At 59.1% G+C, this 17,246-nt stretch carries 16 protein-coding genes and 3 tRNA genes; 12 read left to right on the top strand and 7 right to left on the bottom strand.

Going from position 1 to position 17,246, the window contains the following annotated elements; translation table 11 throughout:
* The 3 genes from CQ009_RS07375 (at position 1) to CQ009_RS07365 (ending at position 287) form a co-directional block, all read left to right on the top strand.
* Positions 1-76, top strand: a tRNA-Gly gene (locus CQ009_RS07375).
* Between the two features lie 57 nt (positions 77-133).
* A tRNA-Glu gene (locus CQ009_RS07370) sits at positions 134-209 on the top strand.
* Between the two features lie 2 nt (positions 210-211).
* Positions 212-287: transfer RNA gene (locus tag CQ009_RS07365), tRNA-Gly, on the top strand.
* A 140-nt stretch (positions 288-427) separates the two neighbouring features.
* Here CQ009_RS07365 and CQ009_RS07360 read toward each other — a convergent pair.
* From CQ009_RS07360 to CQ009_RS07345, 4 genes are all read right to left on the bottom strand, one after another.
* Positions 428-2,167, bottom strand: coding sequence for a dipeptidase (locus CQ009_RS07360; RefSeq protein WP_105705340.1), 1,740 nt, complete (start codon positions 2,165-2,167; stop codon positions 428-430).
* Between the two features lie 187 nt (positions 2,168-2,354).
* Positions 2,355-2,993: a LysE family translocator gene (locus CQ009_RS07355; RefSeq protein ID WP_064391546.1), complete on the bottom strand. Its 639-nt coding sequence runs from the start codon at positions 2,991-2,993 to the stop codon at positions 2,355-2,357.
* A 1-nt stretch (position 2,994) separates the two neighbouring features.
* Positions 2,995-3,765, bottom strand: coding sequence for a 2OG-Fe(II) oxygenase (locus tag CQ009_RS07350; protein WP_064391543.1), 771 nt, complete (start codon positions 3,763-3,765; stop codon positions 2,995-2,997).
* A 92-nt stretch (positions 3,766-3,857) separates the two neighbouring features.
* A complete protein-coding gene (locus CQ009_RS07345; protein ID WP_105705337.1) occupies positions 3,858-4,484 on the bottom strand; it encodes a hypothetical protein in 627 nt (208 codons plus the stop codon).
* Positions 4,485-4,574: 90 nt separating this feature from the next.
* Here CQ009_RS07345 and CQ009_RS07340 point away from each other — a divergent pair, with 90 nt between their 5' ends.
* Positions 4,575-5,573, top strand: a complete 999-nt coding sequence (locus tag CQ009_RS07340; RefSeq protein ID WP_064391540.1) for a LysR family transcriptional regulator — start codon at positions 4,575-4,577, stop codon at positions 5,571-5,573.
* 102 nt (positions 5,574-5,675) lie between these two features.
* Here CQ009_RS07340 and CQ009_RS07335 read toward each other — a convergent pair whose 3' ends face one another.
* A complete protein-coding gene (locus CQ009_RS07335; RefSeq protein WP_064391538.1) occupies positions 5,676-6,083 on the bottom strand; it encodes a PA2817 family protein in 408 nt (135 codons plus the stop codon).
* 89 nt (positions 6,084-6,172) lie between these two features.
* A complete protein-coding gene (locus CQ009_RS07330; protein WP_105705335.1) occupies positions 6,173-8,620 on the bottom strand; it encodes an acyl-CoA dehydrogenase in 2,448 nt (815 codons plus the stop codon).
* Between the two features lie 248 nt (positions 8,621-8,868).
* Between CQ009_RS07330 and CQ009_RS07325 the strand changes: the two genes are divergently transcribed.
* From CQ009_RS07325 to CQ009_RS07310, 4 genes are all read left to right on the top strand, one after another.
* Positions 8,869-9,528, top strand: a complete 660-nt coding sequence (locus tag CQ009_RS07325; protein WP_105705332.1) for a transglutaminase family protein — start codon at positions 8,869-8,871, stop codon at positions 9,526-9,528.
* A gap of 43 nt (positions 9,529-9,571) precedes the next feature.
* Positions 9,572-10,195: a glutathione S-transferase family protein gene (locus CQ009_RS07320; RefSeq protein ID WP_105705329.1), complete on the top strand. Its 624-nt coding sequence runs from the start codon at positions 9,572-9,574 to the stop codon at positions 10,193-10,195.
* Positions 10,196-10,318: 123 nt separating this feature from the next.
* On the top strand, positions 10,319-11,251 hold the full coding sequence (locus CQ009_RS07315) for an ABC transporter ATP-binding protein (protein ID WP_064391529.1): 933 nt from the start codon (positions 10,319-10,321) through the stop codon (positions 11,249-11,251).
* Entirely contained in the window at positions 11,248-12,027 is a 780-nt protein-coding gene (locus CQ009_RS07310; protein ID WP_064391527.1) for an ABC transporter permease, read from the top strand. The genes CQ009_RS07315 and CQ009_RS07310 overlap by 4 nt, the downstream gene beginning before the upstream one ends.
* Before the next feature lie 143 nt (positions 12,028-12,170).
* Here the strand turns inward: CQ009_RS07310 and CQ009_RS07305 are convergent, their stop codons facing one another.
* Positions 12,171-12,689 (bottom strand): DUF2062 domain-containing protein, encoded by a 519-nt coding sequence (locus tag CQ009_RS07305; RefSeq protein WP_105705325.1) that lies wholly within the window; start codon positions 12,687-12,689, stop codon positions 12,171-12,173.
* Between the two features lie 136 nt (positions 12,690-12,825).
* On the opposite strand from CQ009_RS07305, the gene CQ009_RS07300 reads away from it, so the two are divergent.
* From CQ009_RS07300 to lpxK, 4 genes are all read left to right on the top strand, one after another.
* On the top strand, positions 12,826-15,060 hold the full coding sequence (locus CQ009_RS07300; protein ID WP_105705323.1) for a DNA internalization-related competence protein ComEC/Rec2: 2,235 nt from the start codon (positions 12,826-12,828) through the stop codon (positions 15,058-15,060).
* A gap of 101 nt (positions 15,061-15,161) precedes the next feature.
* A complete protein-coding gene (locus tag CQ009_RS07295) occupies positions 15,162-15,797 on the top strand; it encodes a MotA/TolQ/ExbB proton channel family protein (protein ID WP_007908216.1) in 636 nt (211 codons plus the stop codon).
* A complete protein-coding gene (locus CQ009_RS07290) occupies positions 15,794-16,222 on the top strand; it encodes a biopolymer transporter ExbD (protein WP_105705320.1) in 429 nt (142 codons plus the stop codon). Before CQ009_RS07295 ends, CQ009_RS07290 begins: the two co-directional genes overlap by 4 nt.
* Positions 16,222-17,232: a tetraacyldisaccharide 4'-kinase gene (gene lpxK / locus CQ009_RS07285; protein ID WP_105705317.1), complete on the top strand. Its 1,011-nt coding sequence runs from the start codon at positions 16,222-16,224 to the stop codon at positions 17,230-17,232. The genes CQ009_RS07290 and lpxK overlap by 1 nt, the downstream gene beginning before the upstream one ends.
* The last annotated feature ends 14 nt before the right edge of the window (positions 17,233-17,246 follow it).

Below are 17,246 nucleotides of genomic sequence, written 5' to 3'. Positions count from 1 at the left end.
GCGGGAATAGCTCAGTTGGTAGAGCACGACCTTGCCAAGGTCGGGGTCGCGAGTTCGAGTCTCGTTTCCCGCTCCAAATTCTAAAGACGCCGCTCAGTGAGCGGCGTTTTTATTAGTGAAAGTTGTAGCCTGTGTCCCCTTCGTCTAGTGGCCTAGGACACCGCCCTTTCACGGCGGTAACAGGGGTTCGAGTCCCCTAGGGGACGCCATTGCGGGAATAGCTCAGTTGGTAGAGCACGACCTTGCCAAGGTCGGGGTCGCGAGTTCGAGTCTCGTTTCCCGCTCCATATTCACAAAAACGCCGATCAGTGATGATCGGCGTTTTTGTTTGTGCGCGATTTGTCGTCGCCAATAAAAAAGGACCTTTACGGTCCTTTTGTGCGTCTACCAGAACCCGGCCATGCGCTGACCGGGTTCGAAGGATCGATCACAGCTTCGGCAATTGCCCGATGCGCCCCATCATTTCGGTGACGATCTGCAGGTCCAGCAAGAACTGGTCAACGGTCTTGAACTCGCCATCGGTGTGCCCGGTGTATTTCACCTCGGGACGCGCCAAGCCAAATTGCACGCCGTTAGGCAGTTCATGCACCGACGTCGCACCGGCAGAGGTACCGAACTCGTGCTTCATACCGAGGTTTTCTGTCGACACTGCCAGCAATGCCTTGACCCATTCCCCTTCCGGGTTGCGGTACATCGGTTCGGCGACCGAGTAATCGAAGTCCACGGCTACGTGAGTTTTCTTTGTCCAGGCGTTGAGCTTGTCGGCGATTTCAGCCTTGAGCTTCTCTGGTGATTTGCCCTTTGGTACACGCAGATTGACCGCCAGTTTGAAGGCTTTGTCATCCTCGCCGACATAGGTCAGGGAGGTGGTCAGCGGCCCCATGAACGAATCGGAGAAATCCACGGCGAGTTTTTTGCCCAGATAATCCAGTCCCCAGTTATCCGCAGCGTAATGTGCAGCGTCGGTGAACTGGTTGTGCTTGAGCGGCACTTTGCCGTCCAGTCCATTGATGAAGCTCAGCATCCGGGCGACCGGGTTAACACCTGACTCGGGCTCGGAGGAGTGCGCGGAAACACCGGTGACCGTCAGTTTGACGTCTTTGCCATCAACCTTGGCGGTGACCTGGAAGTCGCCACCGTTGAGCTTGGCGTATTCAGTCCCGGCTTTTTGCAGGCTTGCTGCCAGTTCGCCAGGCTTGTCGGTCACCAGGGTCACGACCGAGGCTGACGGTATCTGGTTGGTGGCCAGGCCACCTGTCATCGAGGTGATCTCTGCGCCTTTGCCTTCAGCTGTGCGCTTGGCAAATTTGGCCATCACGGTGCCGTAGCCTTTTTCGGCAATCACCACCGGGTAACCACCGTCGAGCGCCATATTGTAGGCCGGCGTGGGGTTTTTTTCGAAGTAATAGGGAATGGCGTCGCCGGTGGTTTCTTCGGTGGTATCGACCAGCAGCTTGAAGTTGCGCGCCAATGGCAGTTTTTCTTCTTTGATCACTTTCATTGCGTACATCGCAACGACGATGCCGTTCTTGTCATCTTCGGTACCGCGACCGTACATGCGATCGCCAATCAGGGTGACTTTGAACGGATCAAGCTTGGTACCGTCCTTGAGCACCCAGTTTTCCGGGGTCACTGGCACCACGTCAGCGTGTGCGTGGATGCCGACGACTTCGTCACCCTTGCCTTCCAGGGAAATTTCGTAGACGCGGTTGTCGATGTTGCGGAAGTTCAGATTGAACGACTCGGCAAGGCTCTGGATCTTGCCGGCAATCTTGATGAACTCAGGGTTGTCGTGCTGTGCGACGCCTTCCTTTTGGAAGGTTGGAATTTCGACCAGTTCGCGCAGGGTTTGCAGCGCGGCCTTGCCGTATTTGACGCGCGTGTAGATGCCCAGCAGACGATGGATTTCGTTCTGCTGCTCAGCGGTCAGGGTTTTATTGTCGAGGAAAGCGCTGATGGCCGGACCGAGATTATCGCTTTTGGCGATGTCGCTCTTGGCCAGGCTGCCCAGAAACTCGCGGAAATCCGTGACGTTTTTGTCGTCGAAGGATTTGAGGATGACCGCGCTCTGCTGCGGGGTGATGTTGGCTTGAGCGGCGGTGGTGAATGACGCGAGGCTGGCCAGCATCAGGGTAGCGGCGGCCAGTTGCTTGAGGGAGAAATCCATTACGGAGGCTTTCCTTGCGGGCAATTGATGAGAGATGTTTCTGTCGGCTGCGTCAGAAACATTTTGCAAACTAACACTGTGGGCGAGTAACCAGGGAGTCCTGAAACTTGATCTGTCGCACAGAAACGCAAAAGAGGCGCAGAAATGAAAAAGTCCCGGCAAGCGATTGCCGGGACTTTTTTGTCGCTTACATCGACAGCATCAAGCGCCCGGCGAACAGAATCAGGATCACTCCCATGCTGCGTTCGAACCAATGGCCCATGCGCATGAACAGCAAGCGCACTTTGTTGCTGGAGAAAAACAGCGCGACGATCACGAACCACAACGCGTTCACAAAACACATCCACAAGCCATAGAACGCCTGGACTTGCAGGGGGGTGCTGGCACTGATGATCGTGGTGAAAATCGCCAGAAAGAACAGGGTTGCCTTGGGGTTGGTAGCGTTGGTCAGGAAACCTGTGCTGAACGCCTTGAACAACGACTGTTCCACCAACGGTTCATCGGCGGCTTTTTCGCCTTCAAGGGTAGTTTTCGGTTTGCTGCGGATCAGGCTGACACCCAGATACAAAATGTAAGCACCACCGACTACCTTGGCCACGGTCAATAACCACGGGGTGGTGTGCATCAACGCGCCGACACCGAGCAGGGTGTACAGCACGTGCACGGAAATCCCCGCACCAATGCCCAGCGCCGTGCAGATCCCCACCAATCGGCCGAAGCGTACGCTCTGACGGATAGTCACTGCGAAGTCCGGGCCGGGGGCGACCACGGCGAGAAAGTGGATAGTAGCCAGCGCCAGAAACTCGCCCAGGTAATTCGAATACATTTCAACTCCAGAAGGTCAGGGGTGAAGCATTGCCGCGATAGCCGACAAAGAAGGAAAGGCTCAAGCGCGGGTCCGCCACGCCCGGGGTCACCGAGTGCATGCAGCGCGAATTGAACATGATGAAGTCGCCGGGCTGCGGTCGCACCTCAAGGGTTGGCGGCCCGAGCAGCGCCGGGTCGATGCCGTAGCTGTCGCCGCGCATCTCGTCGAATTGGTCGGGAGTAATGTTGTCGTCCCACATCTGCAATGCGCCGCCGTCGGTTGGCATGTTCAGATAGACGTTGCAGGCGAATTGCGCCTCCAGGCTGCGGGCCTGGAAACTGTCCGGCGCATCCTTGGCAAAGATGTCGTGGTGGGCAAGGAAGCACACGCCGGGCTTTACCACGCGCGAAAGGCCGACGTACATCTTGCGGCCGTAGAGGTTTTCCAGATGCGCCCCCGCCGGCCATGATTCGTCGAGCATGCAGCGCAAGGTGTCGACCGGCGAAGAGTAGGGCGCGCAGCGATTGCGCAATTCAGCGATGTTGCTGGTGGCGCGTTCGAAGTAGTCCTCGATCAGCAGCGGCTGGTTTTCCGCTTCATAAAACGCCATGCCGATGCGGCCGATGCTGGGTGCGTTGATGTAGCCCTCAAAGCCCGGTGCCAGGATCTTGTCGCCAATCTCGATCGCCAGCGGCTCCGGCAGAAAGCCTTTGACGCGGATGGCGAGGACTTCTTCGTTGGCCAGTTTTTTTATGCACGTCTCATCGAGACGCTCGACGTCTAGCATCATGTTATTTAGGTCCATCTATCGATAGTCAACGGAACCTGCGAGTGCGGTTCCCCCGGCGCCGGATGCTGCGCGAGGGCAGCGTCCGGGAATGCTCAATCCACGCGGTAGTGGACGGATAACGTGCCTTTCTTCTGTGAAAGGGACGCGATCGTGACTGTGCCAAGTTCCTTCAGGCTGCGTACATGGGTGCCACCACAGCCATAGGCCGGGAGTTCACCGAAGCCGATTTCCCGCGCGCCTTCGCGCAGGGATACCAGGCGTGGCAGATCGTGTTCGATCCATTGCTCAATGCCGATTTGAACGGTTTGGGCGTCGACTTCCTGAGCGGCGTCGCCAGGTTTGAATTGCACCCGACCTTCGTCCGGCCAGTGGTGCGCCTTGACCGGCATCCAGCCCATGGCCTGGACAAAGTGCCCGATCAGATGTCCGGCCGAATGCATGCGGGTGTTGAAGCGGCGGCGCTCTTCATCAATCCGTATAGCGGTCATGCCAAGCGTTACCGGTCTGTCGACAAAGTGAATGATGCGGTCTGGCTCCTGGACCACGCGCAGCACTTGGGCTTCACCGATCCAGCCGGTATCGCAGGGCTGCCCACCGCCTTGCGGATGGAACAGCGTGGCGCGCAACACCACGGAAAATTCATGCTCGTGGGGCGTGCAGTCGAGGACTTCCACATTAGCCTTGAGGTCATCACTATGGAAAAAGAGGCGAAGCGTCATATTCCATGCCCTTATTAAAGTTTCTATTTTTATTATATGAATCGTGTAATAACGTGATAATCCGTTCAAACATCAAAGGACTTGTGCGCTGTGAGCATAAATCTTCCACTTCCACTGCTCGGTGAAATGGCGATTTTCGTCAAGGTCGTGGAGACCGGCAGCTTCTCTGAAGCAGCACGACAGCTCGGGTCATCACCCTCAGCGGTCAGTCGCAGCATTTCTCGGCTGGAAAAGGCCTTGGCCACGCGGTTGCTGCAACGCACTACGCGCAAATTACGTTTGAGTGATGGTGGCGAAGAGGTGTTCAAGCGCTGCCAGGAGATGGTCAGCGCCGCCAAGTCAGTGATGGAAATCAGCGGCCAGTTCACCCATGAGGCAGAAGGACTGGTGCGGGTCAGCGTGCCGAAAGCGGTGGGGCGCTTTGTGGTTCATCCGCATATGCCCGAGTTTCTGCGGCGCTATCCCAAGGTCGACGTCGAGTTATTGCTGGAAGACCGGCAGGTTGATCTGATTGACGATCATGTTGACCTGGCGATCCGCATCACCGATAGACCACCGGCCGGGCTGGTGGGCCGTCAACTACTGACCATTGACCATTTGCTCTGCGCCACGCCGCAATATCTGGCCGAACACGGCACGCCGACTCACCCTCACGACTTGCTCAATCACAGTTGTATTTATCTGGGCGAGACGCCGAGCGATGCGCGCTGGAAATTCAAGAAAGGCAGTAAAGCGGTAACGGTCGGCGTGCGCGGTCGCTATGCCGCCAATCACACCGGCGTGCGTTTGGGCGCGGTGTTGCAGCACATTGGTATCGGCAGCCTGCCGTATTTCACGGCGCGTTATGCCTTGGAGCAGAGGTTGATCGTGCAGGTACTGCCAGACTGGACGTTCCTCGCCTCTTATCATGGCGGGCTCTGGCTGTTGCACTCGCCCACTCGGTACCTGCCGCCGAAGTTGCGGGTGTTTATCGATTTTCTGGTGGAGTGTCTGGAGAAGGAACCGACCCTGAGTAAACCCGGTAAGCCGGGCAATGCAAGTAACACCGCGATGGCGTACGAGCTACCTGAAAGCGAAGGGTTGTTGTAGCGCAAAAGCAAAAGATCGCAGCCTTCGGCAGCTCCTACATACGCGGTCAATGTAGGAGCTGCCGAAGGCTGCGATCTTTTGATCTTCAACCAGCAAACTGAATCAGTGCTTGCTGTCCTGAGCGGACATCGCCAGCAACTGCTTTTCCTGGTTCCAGTCGAACGGTTCATCGTTCTGTTCGGCTTCGTAACGACGTTCCTCCAGCGCCTGATACAGGTCGATCTCTTCATCGGCCAGGTAGTGCAGGCAATCACCGGCGAAGAACCAGAGCAGATCCCGCGGGATCAGGTGGGCAATTTGCGGGTAACGGGTAATCACTTGAGTCAGGATGTCCTGGCCCAGGTATTGGCTTTCGATCGGGTCGATCGGCAGCGATGCCAGCAGTTCGTCGAAGCGCTCCAGAAACAGGGCATGGCTTTCTTCGGGAACCTGTTCGGCCTCACCTACGGCGACCAGGATACTGCGCAGGTGGTCGAGCAATACGAGATGATCGGCAACGACGTTGGACACGAGATAAGTCCTCAAGAGCAAAACGGGCGCGGGAGTATAAAGCTCCTGCGCCCATTTATCACATATAAACGGCGATATGCTTGTCGGGATCAGCGGACTTTGCCCTCTGCCTGTTTCAGCTCTTCTTTATCGAAATCATCGACATCGATCACCTTGCGCCGCGCTGCTTCGGCATCACGCAGACTTTGCGCTTCAACCGGTTGCAGCACACCAGCCTCCAGTGCGGCGTCGATGGCGTGTTCGCCTGCGGCCGGTTTGACCTGACCGCTTTTCAGCGAGGTGTGCAGCTTCTTGTGCAACGGCTGCGCGGCGTTTAGCAGATCGCTTGCGTGCTGCAGCGCACCGACCGCATCGTCCGCCGATTGCGGGCGATAGCAACCGGCTAGCAGCTCTTCAAGCGCCGGGTCGCCTTTGGCTCGACCAATCACCCCAGCCACTTCGGCACCGAGTTTGTCCGACGGACCTTTGTGACGACGGCCAAACGGGAAGACGATGACGCGTAGCAGACAGCCGAAGACTTTGTTCGGGAAGTTGCGCAGCAATTCATCCATCGCCCGCTCCGCTTGACCCAGGCTTTCTTCCATCGCCCAGCGGAACAGCGGCTCCATGTACGCCGGCGAATCCAGATCGTGATAACGCTTGAGCGCCGCCGAGGCCAGATACAGGTTGCTCAACACATCACCGAGACGTGCCGAAAGGCGTTCGCGGCGTTTCAGTTCACCGCCGAGCAGCATCATGCTGAAGTCGGCAAGCATCGCAAAGGCTGCTGCCTGACGATTGAGCGCGCGGAAATAGCCTTGGCTGATCTTGTCGCCCGGTGCATGTTCGAAATGACCGAAGCCCAGGTTCAGCACCAGCGTGCTGGCGGCGTTGCTCACGGCGAAACCGATGTGTTTGAGCAGCAGACCGTCGAACTCTTTCAGCGCCTGGTCCTTGTCCTCGCGACCGGCGAGGGCCATTTCCTTGAGCACGAACGGATGGCAACGAATTGCGCCCTGACCGAAGATCATCAGGTTGCGCGAGAGAATGTTCGCGCCTTCCACCGTGATGAAGATCGGCGCACCGTTCCAGCTACGCCCCAGGTAATTGTTCGGGCCCATGATGATCGCTTTGCCACCGTGCACGTCCATGGCGTGGCTGATGCATTCGCGACCGCGCTCGGTCAGGTGGTATTTGAGGATCGCCGACAGTACCGACGGTTTCTCGCCGAGATCCACTGCGTTGGCCGTGAGCATGCGCGCGGCGTCCATCATCCATGCGTTGCCGCCGATTCGCGCCATCGCCTCCTGAATGCCTTCGAACGCCGACAGCGGCACGTTGAATTGTTCACGAATCTGCGCGTATTGACCGGTCACCAGACTGGTGAACTTGGCCGCACCGGTACCGACCGCCGGCAGCGAGATCGAACGGCCGACCGACAGGCAGTTCATCAGCATCATCCAGCCTTTGCCGAGCATCTCCTGACCGCCGATGAGGAAGTCCAGCGGGATGAACACGTCCTTGCCGGAGTTCGGGCCGTTCATGAACGCCGCACCCAATGGCAGGTGACGACGGCCGATCTCGACACCGTCGGTATCGGTCGGAATCAGCGCCAGGCTGATGCCGAGGTCCTCCTTGTCACCCAGCAGATGCTCCGGGTCATACGCCTTGAACGCCAGACCTAGCAGTGTCGCCACCGGACCGAGGGTGATGTAGCGCTTTTCCCAGTTCAGACGCAGGCCGATGACTTCCTGACCTTGCCACTGACCTTTGCAGATGATCCCGGTGTCGGGCATCGCCCCGGCATCGGAGCCAGCGAGCGGACCGGTGAGGGCGAAGCACGGAATGTCATCGCCGCGAGCCAGTCGTGGCAGGTAGTGATTGCGTTGTTCATCGGTGCCGTAATGCAGCAACAGTTCGGCCGGGCCGAGGGAGTTGGGCACCATCACGGTGGAGGCGAGGTCGCCGCTGCGGGTCGCAAGTTTCATCGCCACTTGCGAGTGCGCATAGGCCGAGAAGCCTTTACCGCCAAATTCTTTCGGAATGATCAGGGCGAAAAAACCGTGTTCCTTGATGTGCGTCCAGGCTTCGGGCGGCAAGTCCATCGACTGGCCGATCTGCCAGTCGGTGACCATGGCGCAGAGTTCTTCGGTCGGGCCGTCAATGAACGCCCGTTCTTCGTCAGTCAGTTGCACCTTCGGATAGGCCAGCAGTTTGTCCCAGTCCGGACGACCGCTGAACAACTCGCCATCCCACCAGACGGTGCCGGCATCGATCGCGTCGCGCTCGGTCTGCGACATCGGCGGCAGGGTTTTCTGGAACCAGTTGAACAGCGGCGCGGTGAAATGTTTGCGGCGCAGGTCGGGCAGCAGCAACGGTGCGGCGACCACGGCCAGTACGACCCAGAACACCAGCATCAGCCAGCCCGGTGCGTGACTGAAAATACCCATCGCCAAGAGGTACACGGCAACGATGCCCAACGCGGGCAGAGGGGAAATACGCCGGTGGGCGAGATACGCCACGCCGACCAGCAAAACCAGTATCCACAACAACAGCATATTCAGTCCTCCGTGAACCAAGGCAAATCGACCCTCCAGAGCTTAGACGGCATCTGCAAAACCGGGTGGTCAGACCAAGGTGATTGAAATCGTGGGAAACCCCGGATGGTTTTCGTAGGTTCGGTGGGCAACGCGTGTGGGAAATCGTTCGATCAATCCGCGTCTTTGCGTCCAAGTTTGGCCGAAACGTCGTTATCTCTGTGCTTGAGCTGTCGCTAGACTCCAGGCTCATTCAGGAGATTGTCGTCATGCACGAGTATCTGAGTCCCGGCCGCTTCATCGATAGTGACCACCCGGCGGTGGTGGAGTTCGCCGAACAGCATCGTGGGGTCAGTCGCGATCCGCTCGCGCAGGCGATCAGCCTTTATTACGCCGTGCGCGAGGCCGTGCGCTACAACCCCTACACCTTCAGTCGCGATCCGCAGACCTTGCGCGGCAGCTATGCGTTGGCGACGGGGGAGAGTTATTGCGTGCCGAAAGCCACGCTGCTCGCCGGTTGCGCGCGGCATTGCGGAATCCCCGCGCGGATCGGCCTGGCCGATGTGAAAAACCACCTGTCGACGCCGCGCCTGCTTGAGTTGTTGAAAAGCGACATGTTCGCTATGCACGGCTACACCGAGTTTTTCCTCAACGATCGTTGGGTGAAGGCCACACCGGCGTTCAACCAGAAACTCTGTGAACTGTTCAACGTCGCTCCACTGGAGTTCGACGGTATCAATGACAGCGTTTTCCACCCCTACAACCGTGATGGCGCGCAGTTGATGGAGTATCTGGTCGATCACGGCCAATTCGCCGACGTGCCGGAAACCTTCTTCTTCGAGCATCTGCAAAAGTGCTATCCGCATCTGTTCACCGATCAGCAGCCGCCATTGCTGGGCGATATGCACAGTGATGTGAGACGTGTCTGATCCGGCGTATGCTGCCTGCCCACTCATTTGAAAAGAGGCGGTCATGCTGAAGATCTGGGGACGGAAAAACTCATCGAATGTCCGGAAGCCATTGTGGGCTGCTGAAGAGCTTGGCCTGGCCTACGAGGCGATCGATGCCGGCGGCGCATTCGGCGTTGTCGACACACCCGAGTACCGGGCGATGAACCCGAACGGCCGGGTGCCGGTGATCGAAGACGACGGTTTCGTGTTGTGGGAATCCAACGCGATCGTTCGCTATCTGCTGGCCAGACATGCGCCCGACAGCGCCTGGTATCCGGCGGATCCGCAAGTCCGTGCCGGCGCTGACAAGTGGATGGACTGGACCACGTCGAGTTTCGCCGGGCCTTTTCGCACGGTGTTCTGGGGTGTGCTGCGCACGGCCGCGGACAAGCAGGACTGGGCGGCAATCAACGCCGCGATCAAGGAATGCAACGAGTTGCTGAACATGGTCGATCAGGCACTCGCCAGCCAACCGTATCTGTCCGGTACAGATATCGGCATGGGCGATATCCCGCTCGGCAGTTTCATTTATGCCTGGTTCGAGATGCCCATCGAACGCGCGCCGCAACCGCATCTGCAAGCCTGGTACGAACGCCTGAAGCAACGTCCGGCCTACCAAAAAGCGGTTATGACCGCGTTGACTTAATACCTACTATCGACACACTTGACTGTACTTGTACGGCGGCGGCAAGCACCATTGCGCACTTGCGCTGCGGTTCGATCCCTCGCCGCCGTCTCCTTTTTTCCTTCAATGGTGCGTAAATCAGATATGAGTTCCGCTCTGTCCATCCGGCAGCTAACCAAAACCTACGGCAACGGGTTCCAGGCCTTGAGTGGTATCGATCTGGACGTCGCCGAAGGTGATTTTTTCGCCTTGCTCGGCCCCAACGGCGCCGGCAAATCCACGACCATCGGCATTCTCTCGACCCTGGTGAACAAGACCAGCGGCACGGTGAATATCTTCGGTCATGACCTGGACAAGAATCCTGCGCAGCTCAAGCGCTCGATCGGCGTGGTGCCCCAGGAATTCAACTTCAACCAGTTCGAGAAGACTTTCGACATCGTCGTGACTCAGGCCGGTTACTACGGCATTCCGGCGAAGATCGCCAAGGAACGCGCCGAGCAGTACCTGACGCAACTGGGCCTGTGGGACAAGCGCGATGTGCCGTCGCGTTCGTTGTCCGGCGGCATGAAGCGGCGCCTGATGATTGCCCGTGCGCTGGTGCACGAACCGCGTCTGCTGATCCTCGATGAACCGACCGCAGGCGTCGACATCGAGCTGCGCCGCTCAATGTGGACGTTCCTTACCGAACTGAACCAGAAAGGCATCACCATCATCCTCACCACGCACTATCTGGAAGAGGCTGAGCAGTTGTGCCGCAACATCGGCATCATCGACCACGGCACCATTGTCGAGAACACCAGCATGAAACAATTGCTGGGCCAGCTGCACGTGGAAACCTTCTTGCTGGACCTGAAAAACGACTTGAGCGTCACGCCGCAATTGCTCGGTTATCCGGCCCGGTTGATCGACAGCCATACGCTGGAGGTTCAGGTCGACAAATCCATGGGCATCACGGCGTTGTTCAGCCAATTGGCGCTGCAGAACATTGAAGTGCTGAGCCTGCGCAACAAAACCAATCGCCTTGAGGAGCTGTTCGTGTCCCTGGTGGAGAAAAATCTGTCGAAGGTAGCGGTATGAGTTCTGAATTGCGTCCCAACCTCGTCGCCCTGCAGACCATCGTTTACCGCGAGGTCAAACGCTTCACGCGGATCTGGCCGCAGACCCTGCTGCCGCCGGCGATCACCATGGTTCTGTACTTCGTGATCTTCGGCAACCTGATCGGTCGGCAGATCGGCGACATGGGTGGCTTCACCTACATGGAGTACATCGTGCCGGGGTTGATCATGATGTCGGTGATCACCAACTCTTACGGCAACGTGGTCTCGAGTTTCTTCGGCAGCAAGTTCCAGCGCTCCATCGAGGAATTGATGGTGTCGCCGGTGTCGCCGCACACGATTCTGATCGGCTTCACCATTGGCGGCGTCTTGCGTGGCCTGATGGTGGGCGTGATCGTGACGATTCTGTCGCTGTTCTTCACCCATTTGCAGGTGCATCACCTGGGCGTGACCATCCTTGTGGTGGTGCTGACAGCAACAATCTTTTCGTTGCTGGGCTTTATCAATGCCGTGTTTGCGCGCAACTTCGATGATATTTCGATCATCCCGACGTTCGTGCTGACGCCGCTGACGTATCTGGGTGGCGTGTTCTATTCGATCACGTTGCTGCCGCCGTTCTGGCAGACCGTTTCGTTGGCCAACCCGGTGCTGCACATGGTCAATGCGTTCCGTTATGGCATTCTGGGTGTGTCGGATATCAAGATCGGTATAGCGATCACCTTCATGCTGGTGGCGACGGTTGTGCTGTACCTCGGTTGTGCACGGTTGCTGGTGAGTGGGCGCGGGATGCGTACCTGACTTCAGACCGAGTCGTGGCCATCGCGAGCAGGCTCACTCCTACAGGGGAACGCATTCCAATGCAGGAGTGAGTCTGCTCGCGATGGGGCCAATCCAGACGCCACCAATCAAAACGGCCTCCCACTGCGGAGGCCGTTTTGCATTCAGCGCATGCGGTTTTTCTTGCGCCGCGCCCATTGCCGCGCGACCCACCAGCGCCAATACATCATCACCAGGCAATAGGCGAGGGCGCCTAGCACCAACCCCACTACCACCGAGCCGAGCAGAAACGGCTGCCACAACGTCGACAACTCGCCGCTGATCCATTCCCAGGTCAGCTCATCCGGCAGATGCCGGGCAGGCACATCCATCAACCACGCTCCCGCCTGATAGGTGCAGAAGAACACCGCCGGCATGGTGACCGGATTGGTCAGCCAGACCAGACTGACGGCAATCGGCATGTTGCCGCGAACAGTGATCGCCAGCGCCGCCGCTACCAGCATCTGCGCGGGAATCGGCAGGAAAGCCGCAAACAAGCCCACCGCCATCGCCCGTGCGACAGAGTGGCGATTGAGGTGCCAGAGGTTCGGGTCATGCAGCAACTTGCCGAGAAAGCGTAAGGATTTGTGTTCCCTGATGCTCGTCGGGTCGGGCATGTAACGTTTGAATAAGCGCCGGGGCATAAGGCTTCTCGGTCGGTTAAGGCGGCAAGTATGTCTGGATTCTACGAGGCGCCCATTCAGACTTTGTGACAATTGTTGACGACGGACGTGCCTGACACCCGCTATGCCTAAGTGCGGGACTCTCAAGGACGGGCTTATGCGCACAGGGATGATGGCGCTGGCAGTCGGTCTGCTGGTGCCGATGTTTTTACCGGCATTGCCGTCGGTCGGGTGGATGTTGCTGTTACCGGTGTTGGGTTTGATGTTGCTGCCGTTTCGCAGCTATCCGTTGGCGTTTTTGCTGTTCGGCTTCACTTGGGCCTGTGTCAGCGCGCAGTGGGCCTTGAATGATCGACTGCCGGCGCGTCTGGATGGCGAAACCCGCTGGCTCGAAGGGCGTGTGGTCGGTTTGCCGCAAAACGCGGACGGCGTGGTGCGTTTCGAGTTGGTTGATGCCCGCTCTCGTCACGAAAAATTGCCCACGCGGATGCGTCTGGCCTGGTATGCCGGGCCGCCGGTCAACAGCGGTGAGCGCTGGCGGCTGGCGGTCAAACTCAAGCGTGCGAATGGTTTGCTCAACCCGGATGCTTTCGATCATGAAGCGTGGCTGTTGGCGCAACGCATCGGTGCGACGGGCACGATCAAGGATGGGCAGCGCCTCAGCGAAGCCCGGTGGGCCTGGCGCGACGGCATTCGTCAGCGCTTGCTCGCGGTGGACGCGCACGGTCGGGCCGGTGCGCTGGCGGCGTTGGTGCTGGGCGATGGTTCAGCGCTCAGTCGTGAGGATTGGCAGATTCTGCAGGACACCGGCACCGTGCATTTGCTGGTGATTTCCGGTCAGCACATCGGGATGCTGGCGGCGGTGATGTATTTGCTGGTCGCCGGGCTCGCGCGGTACGGGCTGTGGCCGCTGCGTTGGCCATGGCTGCCGTGGGCTTGTGGACTGGCGTTTGCAGCAGCGCTCGGTTACGGCTTGCTCGCCGGTTTCGAGGTGCCCGTGCAGCGCGCCTGCGTGATGGTGGGATTGGTGTTGTTGTGGCGCCTGCGTTTTCGCCATCTGGGGGCATGGTGGCCGCTGTTGCTGGCCTTTAATGGTGTGCTGTTGCTCGATCCGCTCGCCAGTCTGCGTCCGGGTTTGTGGCTGTCGTTTGCAGCAGTGGCGGTGCTGATCTTCTCCTTCGGCGGTCGTTTGGGCGCGTGGCGCTGGTGGCAGGCCTGGACGCGCGCGCAGTGGTTGATCGCCATCGGTTTATGCCCGGTGCTGCTGGCGTTGAACCTGCCGATCAGTCTCAGTGGGCCGCTGGCAAATCTGTTGGCGGTGCCTTGGGTCAGTCTGCTGGTGCTGCCGCCGGCGCTGCTCGGGACTTTACTGCTGTCGGTGCCTTATGTCGGCGAAGGGCTGCTGTGGCTGGCCGGTGGTTTGATCAATTGGCTGTTTCGAGCGCTGGCGCTGATTGCCGGGCTATGGCCGGCATGGGTTGCGCCTTCGATACCCGTTTGGGTCTGGGCCATTGGCAGCCTCGGCGCGATGTTGTTGCTGTTGCCCCGTGGTGTGCCGATGCGGCTGCTGGGCTGGCCGTTGCTGCTGATTCTGGTGGTGCCGCCGCGCGAGCGCTTGAACGAGGGCCTGGCCGATGTCTGGCAACTGGATGTCGGCCAGGGTCTGGCGATCCTGATCAGAACCCGTCACCACACGCTGCTGTACGACGCTGGCCCACGTTTCGGTGATTTCGATCTCGGCGAACGTGTGGTGTTGCCGGCGCTGCGCAAACTCAACGTGGAGAAACTCGATCTGATGCTGCTCAGTCACGCCGATGCCGATCACGCGGGCGGTGCGCTGGCGATTACACGTGGCATGAAGGTCGTCCGGGTACTGAGCGGCGATCCGCCGGGGCTGCCCGCCGAATTGAGCGCTGAAGTCTGCAAAAGTGGCGCGCAATGGCAATGGGACGGCGTGCGCTTTCAGCTCTGGCAATGGGCGGATGCCCACGACAGCAATCAGCGCTCCTGCGTGTTGCAGATCGAAGCCAATGGTGAGCGAATCCTGCTGACCGGCGACATCGATACCCACGCGGAACAAAGCCTGCTCGACAGCCCGATGGCTGTGCCGACGCAATGGCTGCAATCACCCCATCATGGCAGCCGCAGCTCCTCATCCATGGCGCTGCTGCAAACGTTGCGGCCCGAGTCGGTGCTGATCTCCCGAGGCCATGGCAATTCCTTCGGCCATCCGCACCCGACCGTGCTGGCGCGCTATCGCAAACAGGGTTTGCGCATTTACGACAGTGCCGAACTAGGCGCCATTCATCTGCAACTGGGCCGCTTCAAACCGCCCTGGGCGATGCGTCAACAGCGGCGTTTCTGGCGGGATCCGCCGGCAGTCGCCCGTTGATCGGGGCGCAGGCGAACTCGACATTACGGTCGTCGGGGCGGCGGGTCTTAATCGCTGACCGGTATGGTAAAGTGGCGCACTTTTTCGAGGGGACTGTCACTGTGTGGGAATTGGTCAAATCCGGCGGCTGGATGATGTTGCCGATCATTTTGAGTTCCATCGCGGCCATGGCGATTGTCGCCGAGCGTCTGTGGACCCTGCGCGCCAGTCGCGTCACCCCCGAGCATCTGCTGGGTCAGGTCTGGGTCTGGATCAAGGACAAGCAGCTCAATAAAGAAAAACTCAAGGAATTGCGCGCCAATTCGCCGCTGGGGGAAATCCTCGCCGCCGGTCTGGCGAATTCCAAGCATGGTCGCGAGATCATGAAAGAGTGCATTGAAGAGGCCGCCGCCCGGGTCATTCACGAACTCGAGCGCTACGTCAATGCGCTGGGCACCATCGCTGCGATGTCGCCGTTGCTCGGTCTGCTGGGTACGGTGCTGGGCATGATCGATATCTTCAGCGCATTCACTGGCTCAGGCATGACCACCAACGCTTCGGTATTGGCCGGTGGTATTTCCAAAGCGCTGATCACCACTGCGGCAGGCCTGATGGTCGGTATTCCGGCGGTGTTCTTCCACCGGTTCCTGCAACGCCGTATCGATGAGCTGGTGGTGGGTATGGAACAGGAAGCGATCAAGCTGGTTGAAGTGGTGCAGGGCGACCGTGACGTCGATCTGGCCGAGGGCCGCGCGTGAAATTCCGTCGCAAGCCTCGGGAAACCATCGATATCAACCTCGCGTCGCTGATCGACGTGGTGTTCATTCTGCTGCTGTTTTTCGTCGTGACCACCACGTTTACCCGTGAAACCCAGTTGCGCGTCGATCTGCCGGAAGCGGTCAGCGGCTCGCCGGCCGAAGACCAGCAGCTCAAGCAACTGGATGTCGCCATCAGCGCCGAAGGCGTGTTTTCGGTGAACAACAAGATTCTGCCGAAAAACGATCTGGCGACGTTGATGGAAGCCATGCAGAAAGAATCCAACGGTGACACCAACATGCCGTTGTCGATCAGTGCCGACGGCAAGACTCAGCATCAATCAGTGATCACCGCCATGGACGCCGCCGGCAAGCTCGGTTTCAGCCATCTGCGCATGACCACGGTTGAGGCTGCGCCGAAATCCTGATGAGCCTGTCCGATCGTTTGCTCGCTGCGTGGTATCAGGGGCACCCGGCCCTGACGCTGCTGCGGCCGCTGGAAATGTTGTATCGCCGTGTGGTGGTGGGTAAACGCCAGCGCTTTCTCGACGGTGTAGGCGAGATCTACCAGCCACCCGTGCCGTTGATTGTGGTAGGTAACATCACCGTTGGCGGCACCGGCAAGACACCGATGATTCTCTGGCTGATCGAGCATTGCCGGCGCGGTGGTTTGCGCGTTGGCGTGGTCAGCCGTGGTTACGGCGCCAAGCCGCCGCAACTGCCGTGGCGCGTCGAGGCCGATCAAACTGCTGACGTCGCTGGCGACGAGCCATTGCTGATCGTCCAGCGCACCGGCGTGCCGCTGATGATCGACCCGGATCGCAGCGCTGCGGTCAAAGCCTTGCTCGCCAGTGAACCGCTGGATCTGATCCTCTCCGATGACGGCATGCAGCATTATCGTTTGGCGCGGGATCTGGAGCTGGTGCTGATCGATGCCGCCCGTGGTCTCGGCAATAAACGCTGCTTGCCGGCAGGCCCGCTGCGTGAACCGATCGAACGTCTGCAAAGCGTCGACGGCGTGCTGTTCAACGGCGCCACTGCAGATCGCGACGACGGATTTGCCTTCCATCTGCAGCCGACGGCGCTGGTCAACCTGCGCAGCGGCGAGCGCAAGCCGCTCGAACACTTTGCGCCCGGCCAGAGCGTGCACGCGGTCGCCGGGATCGGCAATCCGCAGCGTTTCTTCAATACCCTCGAAGCGCTAGACTGGCGAGCAGTCCCGCACGCGTTTGCCGATCACGCCGAATACAGCGTGCAGGCCTTGAATTTCACACCGTCATTGCCGTTGGTGATGACCGAAAAGGACGCGGTGAAGTGCCGTGCCTTCGCTGCTGCCGACTGGTGGTATCTGGCGGTCGATGCCGTGCCGTCGCCGGCCTTCGTGGCCTGGTTCGACACACAGCTGATGCGCCTGTTACCCGATCGGCTTTTGCCTTAATTCTTTTATCCAGG

This window comes from Pseudomonas sp. MYb2, assembly GCF_002979955.1.
Lineage (GTDB): Bacteria > Pseudomonadota > Gammaproteobacteria > Pseudomonadales > Pseudomonadaceae > Aquipseudomonas.
The sequence above is the reverse complement of the archived record's forward strand: the minus strand, read 5'-3'. Positions and strand labels throughout refer to the sequence as shown.

Coding starts and splice junctions, on each gene's coding strand:
- CQ009_RS07360 (WP_105705340.1), bottom strand. CDS start 2,167: ATGGATTTCTCCCTCAAGCAACTGGCCGCCGCTACCCTGATGCTGGCC.
- CQ009_RS07355 (WP_064391546.1), bottom strand. CDS start 2,993: ATGTATTCGAATTACCTGGGCGAGTTTCTGGCGCTGGCTACTATCCAC.
- CQ009_RS07350 (WP_064391543.1), bottom strand. CDS start 3,765: ATGATGCTAGACGTCGAGCGTCTCGATGAGACGTGCATAAAAAAACTG.
- CQ009_RS07345 (WP_105705337.1), bottom strand. CDS start 4,484: ATGACGCTTCGCCTCTTTTTCCATAGTGATGACCTCAAGGCTAATGTG.
- CQ009_RS07330 (WP_105705335.1), bottom strand. CDS start 8,620: ATGCTGTTGTTGTGGATACTGGTTTTGCTGGTCGGCGTGGCGTATCTC.
- CQ009_RS07325 (WP_105705332.1), top strand. CDS start 8,869: ATGCACGAGTATCTGAGTCCCGGCCGCTTCATCGATAGTGACCACCCG.
- CQ009_RS07320 (WP_105705329.1), top strand. CDS start 9,572: ATGCTGAAGATCTGGGGACGGAAAAACTCATCGAATGTCCGGAAGCCA.
- CQ009_RS07315 (WP_064391529.1), top strand. CDS start 10,319: ATGAGTTCCGCTCTGTCCATCCGGCAGCTAACCAAAACCTACGGCAAC.
- CQ009_RS07310 (WP_064391527.1), top strand. CDS start 11,248: ATGAGTTCTGAATTGCGTCCCAACCTCGTCGCCCTGCAGACCATCGTT.
- CQ009_RS07305 (WP_105705325.1), bottom strand. CDS start 12,689: ATGCCCCGGCGCTTATTCAAACGTTACATGCCCGACCCGACGAGCATC.
- CQ009_RS07300 (WP_105705323.1), top strand. CDS start 12,826: ATGCGCACAGGGATGATGGCGCTGGCAGTCGGTCTGCTGGTGCCGATG.
- lpxK (WP_105705317.1), top strand. CDS start 16,222: ATGAGCCTGTCCGATCGTTTGCTCGCTGCGTGGTATCAGGGGCACCCG.